The 13,202-nt window shown below is 65.8% G+C and carries 10 protein-coding genes and 3 pseudogenes; 5 read left to right on the forward strand and 8 right to left on the reverse strand.

All coding sequences use genetic code 11. The features are described from left to right. The first annotated feature begins 530 nt into the window (after nucleotides 1-530). Complete coding sequence (locus OG395_RS08535) at nucleotides 531-959, forward strand: DoxX family protein (RefSeq protein WP_376344861.1); 429 nt, start codon at nucleotides 531-533, stop codon at nucleotides 957-959. A gap of 67 nt (nucleotides 960-1,026) precedes the next feature. Here OG395_RS08535 and OG395_RS08540 read toward each other — a convergent pair whose 3' ends face one another. The 5 genes and pseudogenes from OG395_RS08540 to OG395_RS08560 form a co-directional block, all read right to left on the reverse strand. After that, complete coding sequence (locus tag OG395_RS08540; RefSeq protein ID WP_327242337.1) at nucleotides 1,027-1,287, reverse strand: hypothetical protein; 261 nt, start codon at nucleotides 1,285-1,287, stop codon at nucleotides 1,027-1,029. A gap of 660 nt (nucleotides 1,288-1,947) precedes the next feature. Further along, a pseudogene (locus OG395_RS08545) lies at nucleotides 1,948-2,226 on the reverse strand (transposase family protein); the annotation flags it as partial. 100 nt (nucleotides 2,227-2,326) lie between these two features. Further along, nucleotides 2,327-3,667, reverse strand: coding sequence for a group II intron reverse transcriptase/maturase (gene ltrA, locus OG395_RS08550; protein WP_327241363.1), 1,341 nt, complete (start codon nucleotides 3,665-3,667; stop codon nucleotides 2,327-2,329). A gap of 546 nt (nucleotides 3,668-4,213) precedes the next feature. Further along, nucleotides 4,214-5,406, reverse strand: a pseudogene (locus OG395_RS08555) (RNA-guided endonuclease InsQ/TnpB family protein). 29 nt (nucleotides 5,407-5,435) lie between these two features. After that, complete coding sequence (locus OG395_RS08560) at nucleotides 5,436-6,350, reverse strand: SDR family oxidoreductase (RefSeq protein ID WP_327242338.1); 915 nt, start codon at nucleotides 6,348-6,350, stop codon at nucleotides 5,436-5,438. A gap of 237 nt (nucleotides 6,351-6,587) precedes the next feature. Between OG395_RS08560 and OG395_RS08565 the strand changes: the two are divergent. After that, nucleotides 6,588-7,802, forward strand: a pseudogene (locus OG395_RS08565) (IS110 family transposase). A 397-nt stretch (nucleotides 7,803-8,199) separates the two neighbouring features. On the opposite strand, the gene OG395_RS08570 reads toward OG395_RS08565, so the two are convergent. Further along, complete coding sequence (locus tag OG395_RS08570; RefSeq protein ID WP_327242339.1) at nucleotides 8,200-8,415, reverse strand: hypothetical protein; 216 nt, start codon at nucleotides 8,413-8,415, stop codon at nucleotides 8,200-8,202. Between the two features lie 98 nt (nucleotides 8,416-8,513). Here OG395_RS08570 and OG395_RS08575 point away from each other — a divergent pair, with 98 nt between their 5' ends. Continuing rightward, entirely contained in the window at nucleotides 8,514-8,897 is a 384-nt protein-coding gene (locus OG395_RS08575; protein ID WP_327241097.1) for a hypothetical protein, read from the forward strand. A 20-nt stretch (nucleotides 8,898-8,917) separates the two neighbouring features. Then, complete coding sequence (locus tag OG395_RS08580) at nucleotides 8,918-9,925, forward strand: IS3 family transposase (RefSeq protein WP_327242340.1); 1,008 nt, start codon at nucleotides 8,918-8,920, stop codon at nucleotides 9,923-9,925. A gap of 48 nt (nucleotides 9,926-9,973) precedes the next feature. On the opposite strand, the gene OG395_RS08585 is transcribed toward OG395_RS08580, so the two are convergent. Both OG395_RS08585 and OG395_RS08590 read right to left on the reverse strand, forming a co-directional pair. Then, nucleotides 9,974-10,201: a hypothetical protein gene (locus OG395_RS08585; RefSeq protein ID WP_327242341.1), complete on the reverse strand. Its 228-nt coding sequence runs from the start codon at nucleotides 10,199-10,201 to the stop codon at nucleotides 9,974-9,976. Nucleotides 10,202-10,871: 670 nt separating this feature from the next. Next, nucleotides 10,872-11,339, reverse strand: coding sequence for a nuclear transport factor 2 family protein (locus OG395_RS08590; protein ID WP_327242342.1), 468 nt, complete (start codon nucleotides 11,337-11,339; stop codon nucleotides 10,872-10,874). 590 nt (nucleotides 11,340-11,929) lie between these two features. Here OG395_RS08590 and OG395_RS08595 point away from each other — a divergent pair. Beyond that, nucleotides 11,930-12,796, forward strand: a complete 867-nt coding sequence (locus OG395_RS08595; RefSeq protein WP_327249283.1) for an alpha/beta fold hydrolase — start codon at nucleotides 11,930-11,932, stop codon at nucleotides 12,794-12,796. Nucleotides 12,797-13,202: the final 406 nt, after the last annotated feature.

A 13,202-nucleotide genomic window follows, 5' to 3' on the forward strand; every position in this document is an offset into this window, starting at 1 on the left:
CGGTGCGTGTTCTGTCGGCAGCGCCCGTGATGCAGAGCCTGCCGGGACGGCGCCACTCCTGGCGTCCGGCACAGTGGCACCGGCCCGGCCGGCAGTACAGCACGCCGTAGGCAAAGCATGCCTCCTCCCTCCCAAACGCAGGGTCGGCGCGGAAGAGGGAAAGGGGTCATCATGGAAAAAGCCGATGTCACATACTCATATCGAGAACGACCGCCGGCCTGACCGGAATGACGCGCGAACGCGGCGATGATCCCGCTGTCTTCCAGTTCTGGCTGTGTCCCGGCAGCGTCGCGGTCTTCCACGCATGGCATGCCTCAGGCGTCATGGTGACTGGACAACCCGCCCTGCTGCTTCCGTGGTGGTCCGTCGGCACCGCCCCGCGGTATCGGGGCAGAGGAGAGTTCCCGGTGAACTACATCGCTGAGCGGCTGCGCGCCTCCCCCGAACCTGCGACCCACGTTCCGGCGCGGTCGGCAGTGTCCGCCGGCGACTGCGGTCTGCTGCTTATCAGGATCACGTTCGGCCTGCTGATGGCAGGGCACGGCTCCCAGAAGCTCTTCGGCCTATTCGGTGGCGACGGCCTCACCGCCACGGGCAAGGGGTTCGCCGCGCTGGGATATCACCCCGGAAACGTCTACGCCGTCATCGGCGGTGGCTCCGAGTTTCTGGGAGGCATCGGCCTGGCTCTGGGACTGTTCACGCCACTGGCAGCGGCTGCCCTGATCGGTGTGATGATCAATGCCATGGTGACCGTTACCGCATCACACGGTTTGTGGGATTACCAAGGCGGCGTGGAGTACAACGTGTGCATCGCGGTCGTTGCACTTGGCATTGCCGCCACCGGCCCCGGTCGGCTCGCCCTGGACCACCCCTTCCGCTGGGGAAAGGGCGGCTGGCGCGAAGCAGGTTTCGCTCTGTGTCTCGGTGGCATCGGCGCCGCCATCGTACTGAGCCTCTAGCCCGGCCATTTCTTTGAGGCGGGGCCAGTTGGCCTTCAGATCTTGCTGCTCGAGCCCTTCGTTCAGATCAGATCAGTGCGGCACGCACGTTGACGAGCGCCTCGTCGAGGGTGGTCGCAACGTTCTCGTGACCGCTGAAGCCGTCATCCTCGCCCGGGTCGACGGTCCAGCCCCAGCCGCTTTCAGGATGCCCGTCGATGGTTGCGGCGTGCTTTCCCTTGGTGATGGTGATGGAGAGGTTCCCGGCCGGAAAGGTCTCGATGTCGACGTGTGCCGTCTCGCCGAAGGCGTGGTGGATGGCGTCGCGGGCTTCCTGCTCGGTGGTCATGGGGCTACTCCTGGTGGACGGTGACGACGACGGTGCGGCCGCTCGGGTCGGTGAGGGGGCAGCCGCGCCCGGGGGATCAAGGGGTGCCGGCGGGCGCGGTGAGGCCAAAGGGTGGGGTGAAGCCCGAGAACGGTGCCATCCAGTGCGGGCGGCGTAGCACTCTGGGCAGATTCCGGGCTGCTCTTTGGTGAAGGTGGACGTCATCAGCAGGTTATCCCCGAGCGGGAGCCCCACTCCTGTGGCAGATACTCCCAGACAATCGCCGTGTGCGGCACGGACAGAATCTCCTGCAACTCCGCCGATCGTTCAGACGTATGCGATCTGGGTGGCGCGTAGGGCGCTCGATTTTCGGCAGGAGCGACTCGGTCACGTCCCACAGGTCGTCGCTGCCTTTCCACCTCTTCGCCCCGCGCCATTCCAGTACCCCCGCGACCTGATGAACCTGACACCGAGCGGGACCCCATCACTCCATTGATCATTCTGCGGGATGCTCTTGAGGAAACCCGGCAACGGCTGGAGCAGCAGATTACGAGTTGGCTGACGCTATTGCTGCCGTTGGCCCTCGGTGTCAGCGTGGCGTCTTCTGCGGCGGCTGTCTCGCCACGTTGTGTACAACCGATCATGCGTCCGTGAGCCTCTGCCCACCCATGTTGCCGGTATGAGGTGGAGGGTGAGGACGGCTATGACCAGGTCGGTGATGTGGGTGGTGCTGTATCGCAGCTTCGCGCGAAGCACCAGGTCCTGAGAGTGGCCCTGGCCTGTTCTCCACACGCGCGGACCTTCACGTGGGAGCTGTTGTGGATCTGCTGTCCGGCTGACAGGCTGCCCCAACGCCCGCGGGAGGGAACGCGGACCGTGCCGCCTGCACTCCGGTATTCCCCTGTCGGCCCAAAGCGGGATGTCGGCGCGGGCAAGGGCGTCGACGATGTCATGAGTACGGCTGCACAGCTGTCGATCGGGTAGGCGGGCCGGTTTGCCCGGCCCGCCCCCCACACCACCGGACATGCGGGCCCGCATCCGGCGGTTCGTCCAGCTGATCTCAGGCGAGCTTCAGGCGGGACCACGAGCCCTTGAACGACTTGTAGCCCTGCGCATCCCAATAGGCTTTATTCATAGCGATTTCCAGTGGTTTCAGGTGGGAGGCCCGCCAGTATCGCTTGCGTTGCACTGCAACGCCTTGCTCCTGGTCTCCAAATTCGTAACCGAGCTTCTGGAGCATGGAGTTCTTGCGCTGACTGGTCTTCCACTGCACCCACTGGGCCTGCCGTAGCCTGCGGCGGGTCCAGTGATCAATCTCCTCGAAAACCCGAAGGCTGTCGGAGAGACTGAAGTAGGCCACCCAGCCGACCGAGAAACGGTTGAGTTTGTCCATCCTGTGGGCCATCGATACGCCCCACGTCCGGGAGGTGACTCGCCGAACGGTGGACTTTAGCCGTCTCACGGCCTTCCGGTCCACCCGGATCTTCACCTGCCCTTTGGCGAGGTAGTACCCGAATCCCAGGAGTGACGTCCACCAGATGGGGCACGCCTTCGACTTCTCACGATTCACCCTCAGTTTCAAGGTCTTCTCAATGAAGGCCGTGACCGAGGCGAGGGTCCGCTGCGCCGCTCGCTCGGACCGGACGAAAATCATCACATCGTCCGCGTACCTCACGAACCGGTGTCCGCGTTTGAAGAGTTCGCGGTCAAGGTCGTCCAGCATGATGTTCGACAGCAACGGGGACAAAGGGGAACCCTGCGGGGTCCCTTCCTCGTTCCTCACCATCACGCCGTCGCTCATAATCCCGGCTTCCAGGTACCGCCGAATCAACTTCAGGACCTTTCTGTCCCTCACCCGGCGAGCCACCCGCGCCATAAGCGCATCGTGATTCATTCGGTCGAAGAACTTGTCGAGGTCCAGGTCCACGGCCCAACGGTTTCTGTCCTGGACGGCCCGGCGACCAACCCTTACGGCTTGGTGGGCCGAACGCCCTGGTCGGAACCCGAACGACGCCCCAGAGAAGTGGGGATCGAAGACGGGCACGAGGGCCTGCGCAATTGCCTGCTGGATCAAGCGATCCAGCACCCGTGGGACACCTAGCATCCGCTCCCCACCATTCGGCTTAGGGATGGTCACCCGACGGACAGGAGCGGGCTTATATGTCCCCGCATCGAGCTCAGCCCATACCTTGGGCCAGTTCTGGGCGATCCATGGCCGGAGTTCATCCGTCGTCATCCCATCAACGCCGGGGGCACCCCGGTTTGCTTCGACGCGCCTGAGCGCCGCGAGAAGGTTCTCCTTCGAGAACACCGTCTCCCAGAGGGAGACCTCGCGGTGATTGTTGTCCGCGTGTAGCGCCGGCTGGTCACTGCGCCCCTTGGGCTGGGCGGTCGTATGCACCGACCCCGTCACCCCAGGGTCTGCCGGGGAAGATTTACGGCGGTCATCGTGACCTGCGCGAGCAGACACCCTTCTTCCAATCCGCTAAACGTTCGGCCCTTCCCGAGTCCTTGTCGGCCTACTGCCTTCCCGTCTCGGTACTATGACCTCTGCTGACTTCTGTCCGGCAAACCAGTGCCATTGCTGGCATCGGTCGTCACAATCGCGGCCGACACACCGTTACAGGTGACACCCGGGCAGACCTCCCCGAATAAGAACAGCAACTTTCCCCGGATCGCCGCCGCATATACTCTGCGTCTTTCTTGGTGAGAACGGGCTTCGATGCAGTCAGCCACCTTGCCCAAGACGCCTAGCCTCAAATGCGGTTCTTGTACATCGGCACCCGGTTTTGCCTCCGGCTTCCTTCGGACCCCACCTCGCGATGACGCCCTTGCCGTTCGGCTAGCGAGTTAGTCTCACCTCTTCTCGTCGGGACTTTCACCCTTTAGCTGCTGCCCATGTCGGGCGTACTGACTCCTCCACCCCCTGAAGGGGGGTGGCTTCTCGCTATGCCGGTTGGGCTTCGCGACGGACCAGCCCGGCCCGTAGAACGTTGAGTGCTCCGACTGTGTCCGCGTGCGCGGTGTGGCCACAGGCGACGCAGTGGAACTTCTCCTGGGTGGGCCGATTCTCCTTGGCGGTATGCCCACATTCGGGGCACCGCCGGGAGGTGTTGCGGGGATCCACGGCCATCACTTCCCACCCGGCGCTCTCAGCCTTTGCATTCAGGATCGCGAGGAACACCCCCATCCGGCATCCGATATCGAGCGGTTCAGTCCGGCCTTGGCCGCGGCTCCGTTGGGCAGGAAGCGGCCGGGCTGGTCGGGGTCGGGGGCGGGTGCCCGGCTCATGTTGCGGATCTTGAGGTCTTCGTGCGCGATGAAGTCGTGTTCGCGTACGAGGTCGAGCGCGGTCTTGTGTGCGTGGTCGAGCCGTTGGCGGCGCACCTTGCGGTGCAGGGTAGCGACCTTCGCCACGGTCTTGCGGCGGCGCTCGGAGCCGCGCTTGCACCGGCTGAGCGCTCGCTGAGCTTCTTCGAGCTTCGCGGCAGCCTTCCGGCCGTGACGCGGGTTGGCCACGAATCCGCCGCCCGAGTCGGCGAGGAAGTTGGCGATGCCCAGGTCGATGCCGACCACGCTGCCGGTCGCGGGCGGTTGCTCCGGCGCGGGCTGCTCGGCGGTCACCACGACGAACCACTTACGGCCCTCGCGCTTGACGGAGACGGTCTTGACCTTGCCGACCACCGTCCGATGCCGGTGCACCCTGACGTGCCCGATGCCCTGAAAGCGGACGCGGGTGACCGGGTCATGCGCGGTGGAGTCCCACCGGCAGCCGTCACCGTCCTTGGGGAAGTCCACCGTGTCGAAGCGGCCGATCCCCCTAAAGCGCGGACAGCCCGGCTTGTCCCCGGCCTTGATGCGCCGGAAGAACGCGGCGAACGCCTTGTCCAGCCGGCGCAGGGTGGCCTGCTGCGAGGAGAACGACCAGCGGCCCTGACGCTCCGGGTCGCATGCCCGGATCTCCTTGAGCTGCACGGACTGCTGCCCGTACCGGACCGTCGTCTTCGAGACATGCCGGTAGGCGTCGCGGCGTTCCTGCAATGCCCCGTTATAGAGGGAACCGTGATCGCGGAGCATCTCACCGAGCGCTTGTTCCTGCCGGGCGGTGGGCCGCATGAGGAACTTGTATGCACGGATCATCCAGCCCACCTCCTCCGCGTCGATTCCATTCAGCGGTATCCAGTGGCGTCGGCGGGCTTGCCCGCGTCCTGAACCTCGACGATGTACCGCCAGGCATCTGGCCGGCTGCCGTCGACGTCGGTGAAGCCGTAAACCTGGGCGAGCTGACCGCCGGACAACGACTGCCCGTTCCAACGGCTCACCCGGGGATCGGCGGCCAGGGCAGCGACGGCTCGCCCCACGTAGAACGGGGTCTCCGAGATGCAGAAGTGCGGCTCACGCTCCAGCGCGTCATGCCACGATTCCTCGGTCACACCGAAGTGGTCGAGCATGATCTCCGAACGCATCCACCCGGGCGTCAGTGCCACCGCTGTGCCGCCACGTGGTCCGAGTTCGTGGCCCAGCGCGAAGGCCATGCGAAGCACCGCGGCCTTGGCGAGATCGTAGAAGAACGAGACCCGGTAGGTGTCCCGGTTGTACTCGGCGGTGCCGTCGGTCATCTCGACCACCAGTCCGCCGTCATTCCGCAGGAGGAGGGGAAGAGCGTGGTGGCTGGTGATTGCGTGCGTCTCCACCGCGAGCCGGAGCAGCCGCAGTCCCTTGTCGAGATCGTGCTCCCACACGGGGGCGTCCCATTCGAAGAGGAGTTCGCCGCCCCAGATGTCGTTGACCAGGATGTCGAGCCGGCCCTGTTCGGATGCAATGCGATCGACCAGGCTTCGGACCTGGGAGGAAACCAAGTGGTCGGTCGGGACCGCGACGCCGTGCCCTCCCGCCTCGGTCACGAGATCAGCGGTGTCCTCGATGGTCTCGGGGCGGTTGTACTCCGAGCGCTGCACCCGTGTGCTACGGCCGGTTACGTAGACGGTTGCCCCGGCAGCGCCGAGTTCCACCGCGATCGCCCTGCCGGCTCCCCGCGTCGCCCCTGCGACGAGAGCGACCTTTCCATCCAATGTTGCTGACATGCGTGTCCATACCTTTCTTCGTGGGTTGATCGCGGTCATTCGTAAGATCGGGACACCCAGGGATGCCGGGTGTGGCTGTCATGCGGGTGCCGCGTTCGTGGCTTGGAAGGATTGGCCGCCCGGCATCCCGCGACGACTCGACTGCTGATTGGGATGCGCGAAACCGAATCGCTCGTATGGACGTGACAGCGAGGTCGTCTGCTGGGACAGCACAGGAGAACGACGAAGGAGGCTCCGGTGCCCGAACTGTGGGCGGGGACGGACGCGGGAAAGGCCGAACACCACTGCACTGTGATCGACACGGACGGAACCAAGGTGCTCTCGCGCCGGATACCGAACAACGAGGACGAGCTGCTGCAACTGCTCGGTGACGTCCTGGACCTGGCCGACGGTGGCCCGGTGACCTGGGCGGTCGATCTCAACGACGGCGGGGCCGCGCTGTGGATCGCCCTGCTGGTCAACCACGGACAGCGGCTGTTCTACATCCCCGGCCGAACCGTCCACCACGCCTCCGGCGCCTACCGCGGCGACGGCAAGACCGACGCCAAGGACGCCTTCGTCATCGCCGACCAGGCACGCATGCGCCACGACCTCCAGCCCTTGCAGGAGACCAGCGAGACCGCGGTCGACCGGAAGATCCTGACCGCCCGCCGCATGGACCTGTCCGCCGACCGCACCAGGGCCATCAACCGGCTGAGGGCCCAGATCCTGGAGTACTTCCCCGCCCTGGAACGGGCCTTCGACTACAGCACGTCCAAGACCGCGCTGATCCTGCTCACCGGCTACCAGACCCCGGCCGCCCTGCGCAGGATCGGCCGGGCCCGGCTGTCCACCTGGCTCAAGAACCACGGCGTCCGCACTCTCAGCACCGCCAAGAGCGCCGCCGACACCGCGGTGACCGCTGCCGAGGCCCAGTTCACCGTCGTCACCGGGGAGAAGACCGCTGCGAAGATGGTCCACACCCTGGCCAGGGAGGTGATGGCCCTCGATGAGGAGATCTCCGAGCTCAACGCCCTCATCGAGGGCCGGTTTCGCGAGCATCCCGACGCGGAAGTGATCACCAGCATGCCCGGCATCGGTGACATTCTCGGCGCCTAGTTCATCGCCGCGACCGGCGGCGACATGACCGCCTTCGGCAGCCCCGACCGGCTCGCCGGCGTCGCCGGACTCGCTCCCGTCCCCCGCGACTCGGGCAAGGTCAGCGGCAACCTGCGCAGGCCCAGACGTTACAACCGCCGACTCCTGCGGATGTTCTACCTCTCCGCCCAGGTCGCCGCGGTGCACTGCCCCCAGTCCAAGACCTTCTACCAGCGCAAACGCGCCGAGGGAAAGTCCCACAAGCAGGCCGTCCTCGCGCTGGCCAGACACCGCCTGAACGTGCTCTGGGCCCTGATACGCGACCACCGGACCTTCGAGGCCGTCACCCCCAGCCCCGCCGCCACAGCGGCATGACCCAGTCACAAGGCGTCACCGACCGGGGTTGACAACGTCATTGGGAATCCTTCCGTGTTCACGTGCCGCGCCGACGTCGACGCCGACACGATGGTTGCGCAGAAACTGGACACCTACTGTCGTGTTTTTCCAAGCGCGGCTGCGGCATCTCGTGGATCGATACGCAGGGATCGTTTGCACCGGACAGGCAGGGAGGAAGAGGTGATCTCGCGTGCGCGGCGGCCGCCACGCGCGGTGCACGACATCACGGTGCGGCAGTTGGCGTCGGCCCGGTCGGTGCTGTTGGCGCTGCCCCCGGCACCGTGGGCACTGTGTGAAGGCAAGCCAACACTGCGCTGCCCCGTCGAGAAGAAGCCAGGTTTGCTGCGGAACTGCGGAACGCAGGAGAGGCTCTCGGCTATGCCTCGATGTACGCCACCACTGTGATCGTCTGCAGGGCGGTGACAAAGAAAATGACCCGGACCCCGTCGATCTCGTCGACGTAATCTCGCAGAAGACTTCCCGGAATCAGGGCGCCGAGCTCGGGGTTGACGGAGATGGCCACGATCGCGCGGTCCAGACGGTGGGTCTCGCCCGCGGTCAGCTTGGTGAGCTGCGTGAGCGCGGGCTCCACCGTGATGACCCGGGAGCGCCCCCTCTCTGTCAGCCTCGGGTGAGACGTCCCGTTCTGCGGGGTTAGCCTGAGAGGGCACGACAGGAGAACCGCCCCTTATGCCCAGCACTGAGCCCGTCGGGTCCGACCCGGCGCCGAGGCCGAAGCGCCGTACCTTCACCTCGGAGTACAAACTGCGGATCGTCGCCGAGTACGACGCCGCGCCCAGGAACGAGAAGGGCGCGGTCCTGCGCCGGGAACGCCTCTACCACTCGCATGTCAAGGAGTGGCGGGCCGCCCGGGATGCCGGGGCCCTGGAAAACCTGGTCGACCGCCGGACCAGCCCCGCCCGCACGAAGAAGTCCGCCGCGGAGGTGGAGAACGAGAAGCTGCGACAGCAGGTGGAGCGGCTGCAGAAGGACCTGGCCCGGAACAAGGCCGCACTCGAGGTGATGGGAAAAGCCTCCGCGCTCTTGGAAATGATCTCCGAGAGCGCGGACTGAAACACGCCACCGACCCCGTGGTGGACACCGCGTTCACCGGCGTTCAGGGCCAGCTGGGCATCACGGCCGCGTGCCGGCTGACAGGCCGCTCCCGGGCCACCCACTACCGCAGGCTCAAGCCCCCGACCGACCGCACGCCCCGCTCCCACGTCCAGGCCCAGCCCTCGGCGCTGACGGATCAAGAGCGTTCGGCAGTACTGGAGTTGATGAACAGCGCCGAGTACGTGGAGCTGCCGCCCGCGCAGATCTGGGCCCGTGAGCTGGACGCGGGCCGCTATCACTGCTCGGTCTCCACGATGTACCGGATCCTGCGTGACAAGGGCCAGTCCGGCGAGCGTCGCCGTCAGGCCACCCACCCGGCCAAGACCGTGCCCGAACTGGTCGCCACCGCCCCATCCCAGGTCTTCACCTGGGACATCACCAAGCTCGCCGGACCGGCCAAGGGCACCTGGTACCACGCCTACGTCGTCATCGACATCTTCAGCCGCTACATCGTCGGCCACACCGTCGAACGCGCCGAATCAGCAGAGCGTGCCGAGGAGTTGATCCGGGACACCATCGAGCGCAACGGCATCGTGCCCGAGACCGTCCACGCCGACCGGGGCACCTCAATGACCTCCAAGAAGGTCTCTCAGCTGCTGATCGACCTCGGCGTCACCCGCAGCCATTCCCGGCCGAAAGTCTCCAATGACAACCCCTACAGCGAGGCCCATTTCAAGACCACCAAGTACATGTCCGACTACCCCGAGCGGTTCGATTCCCTGGCCCACGCCCGTGATTGGTTCGACGCGTTCATCGCGTACTACAACCACGAGCACCGGCACTCGGGCATTGGATGGCACACGCCCGCCAGCGTCCACTTCGGCACCGCCGAGGAGGTCCGCGACCAGAGAGCCGTCACGCTCGCCGAAGCGTTCGCCCGCCACCCCGAACGCTTCGGTCGCCGCCCCACACCGCCCGAGATACCCCAGCAAGCGTGGATCAACGACCCCGCCAAGCGCAGGGAAACCACACCACAGATCTCATAGCCACACAAATGTCTCACTGGACTTGAAATTCACCGCCGCGGTCCGTGTTCAGGCGACACGGGCCTGCTCGTCGGCGAGGGTGGCGAGGTGCGCGTCGCGGGCGGTCTCCCACAGCACGCCCGTCTCCGGGGCCGGGTAACCGTTGGTGGCGATGTCCTCCAGGACCGAGGCAAGGGTGTCCGTCTTGGCCCGCTCGGCCGCGGCGTAGGAACGTACAGCATCGGCGGCCGGGGGCTCCAGCGGCTGGCGGGCGGCGGGGGCCGGCTGTTCGCTCATCGAGGGCTCCAGAGGGCTGAACTGACTCGTGGCACAACGGTAGCGGGGTCTGAGGAACGCTGGTGACCTGTCCGGCGCATTCCGTCACATCGCCGCCACAACCATTTCAGTAACTCCACGATTCATGGAGGTTCATACACCCCGGCCTACGCGTGAGGCTCCACGGGGCCGGTACGCCGCAGCTCTGGTCGGCCTGGCCGGGCGGCTTCGCCCATTCCCCGTTCCTGGCGCCTGCGAGCGCCTGAGCTGGGTGGTCAGACAGCCGTCACCGCTCGGCGAGTGACGATCACGGCTGCCGACGCCCTACCGGCTGATCCGTGGGCGCCGATCGAAGGAACCCATAAGCCCTCGCCCACGCTCGCCCGGTGACCCGGCGAGGACACCCCACCACAGTCGTCGGACGTCGCATGGACGATTCCACGCTCGGACCGGGGCCTTTCCGTATCTCGGCAACCCGGCGCGCAGGTGGGCCGAGAAGAGCAGCGAACGCTGCGGCAACAGTGGGGTGCTGCCTCCCCTTGTTCGGCTGGGGCCGTCGCACAACTTCGGCGACACGGCCGCCTGGAGACCCAGCAAGCTGTGCCGCGTCGCGCCTTCGACCTCGGTCCCTCGCTGCAGTCCGTACACATCAGGTCACTGCGGCGGCCCGGGCTCGTCCGTAGCTCCGGGATCAGAATCCGAGGTCACTGAGACTGGGGTGGTCGTCCTGGCGGCGCCCCAGCGGCCAGTGGTACTTACGGTCCGCTTCCTTGATCGGCAGGTCGTTGATGCAGGCGTGCCGTACGGCCATCAACCCGTTCTCGTCGAACTCCCAGTTCTCGTTGCCGTACGACCTGTACCAGTTACCGGAGTCGTCGTGCGACTCGTACGCGAACCGTACCGCGATCCGGTTGCCGTCGAAGGCCCACAGTTCCTTGATCAGCCGGTAGTCGAGTTCGCGGGTCCACTTGCGCTTCAGGAACGCGACGATCTCGTCGCGTCCTGTCACGAACTCCGCCCGGTTGCGCCATCGTGAGTCCACTGTGTAGGCGAGGGCGACCTTCTCCGGGTCACGCGTGTTCCAGCCGTCTTCTCCCTGACGGACCTTCGCGATTGCGGTCTCCCGTGTAAACGGGGGAAGGGGCGGGCGCGCGGTCATGACTACTCCTTCGGGGCTGGGCACTCTGACGTCGACGCTAGGGCCGCCTGTACATGCCTGCCAGTCGTCCGGGCCCCACCGCATGGCGATTCGTGGCACGAACGTCATGCCGGACGGTCTCGCCGGACACCACCTGGCTGTCGTCGTGCGGGCACTCGCCGATCCTGGTTGGCCCCAGGACATACGCCGGTCCGGCTGGCACTTCCACGGCCGACCTCAACGCGCGCTTATCCAGGTTTACGCTATTTTTGACACATCGATTCTGGGTACCGCCATGATGTCGACTCAGCACCAGGCCATACCGATCGGAACCTGGAAACTGTGCGTCCTGCAGACCTGAACTCCGGTTGCCTTCACGAACGTCAGCGCGTACGCGCCTGGCCAGTGCACCCCCACCGTCCGGCTCTACGCCCGATGTGTGCGAGCGGCGCCTTTCGGACCGGCTCGGACATCTCAAGGCGGCAGCCGCCGCCTTCCTCGCCCTGAAGGGCTCCAGCGGACAAGGGCGCGCCGCCGGTCCCTCCAGCCCACTGCCTCCACTGAACGCAAGGGCGCAAGCAGCCACCGACCTACAAGCGATCGGAACGGTCATGACATCCGTGCATCACCGGACTGCAGAAATCGGCGGGCAGAGTGTCTTCTACCGGGAGGCCGGATCGCAACGAGCGCCCACGGTCGTGCTCCTGCATGGGTTCCCCGCCAGCTCGCACATGTTCCGCCACCTCATACCTGCCCTGGCGGACCGCTATCACGTCATCGCACCGGACTTCATCGGCTTTGGGTTCTCTTCCGCGCCGTCGCCAGAGGAGTTCCCCTACAGCTTCGAAGCCCTCACTGACATCACCGCTGGTCTCCTCGATCATTTGAACGTCGACCACTATGCCGCATATGTCCACGATTACGGTGCCCCTGTTGCCTGGCGCCTGGCGCTGCGGGCAACGGATAGCATCACCGCGATCATCACGCAGAACGGAAACGCCTACCAGGAAGGCTTCGTCGCTGCATTCTGGGACGGCCTCTTCACGTACGCCGCCAACCCCAACGCGGATACCGAGAGGGGCGTGCGTGCCGCCCTGACCCTGGAAAGCACCCGCTGGCAGTACCTGAACGGAGTTTCGGATCCCAGCCTGATCAGTCCCGACACATGGACGCTCGACCAGTCCCTGCTGGACCGCCCCGGCAATAACGAGATCCAGTTGCAGTTGTTTCGCGATTACCCGACCAACGTCGAGCTCTATCCAGCCGTTCAGGCGTACTTCCGCGCCAGCCAGGTCCCGCTCCTCGCACTCTGGGGTGCAGGCGATGAGATCTTCGGCCCCGACGGCGCCACCGCGTTCCTGCGCGACCTGCCGCACGCAGAGATTCACCATCTCGACTCCGGGCATTTCGCGCTGGAGAGCCACCTCGACGTCATGACGGAAAACATCCGCGAATTCCTCGGAAAAGTACTCGCATAACCACGTCGGGGCGACGTACGGGCCGAACGGCTCCAGCTCCGCATGTTGCCCACGGAACCTGTCAAAGCGATCAAGGCAGGTAGATCGTTCTAACGCTGTGCTGGGATCAGTGGGCCGTGGTGGCCGCCCGTCGACGTCGCTCCCTCTTTGGGGCAGTGAGCCCGGGACAGAGTCTGGCGCCGGGGCCGGCCGGAGGGGCCGCGCACTGTTGCCTTCGAGCACGCCGTTCAGATTCTCGTTTCCCCTCACGGCCCTGCGGGTGGCTGCCGCCCGGAGGGTCCGTGTGAGGGAGGGGACGTGGATGGACGAGTCCGAGGCGGTCGACCAGACAGCGGAACTGGTGGAGCGAGTCGCCGCGATCGATGTGGCCAAGGCATCCGGGATGCTGTGCCTGCGTCTGCCGCAC

Source organism: Streptomyces sp. NBC_01320 (genome assembly GCF_035974375.1).
Taxonomy (GTDB): Bacteria; Actinomycetota; Actinomycetes; order Streptomycetales; family Streptomycetaceae; genus Streptomyces; species Streptomyces yanii.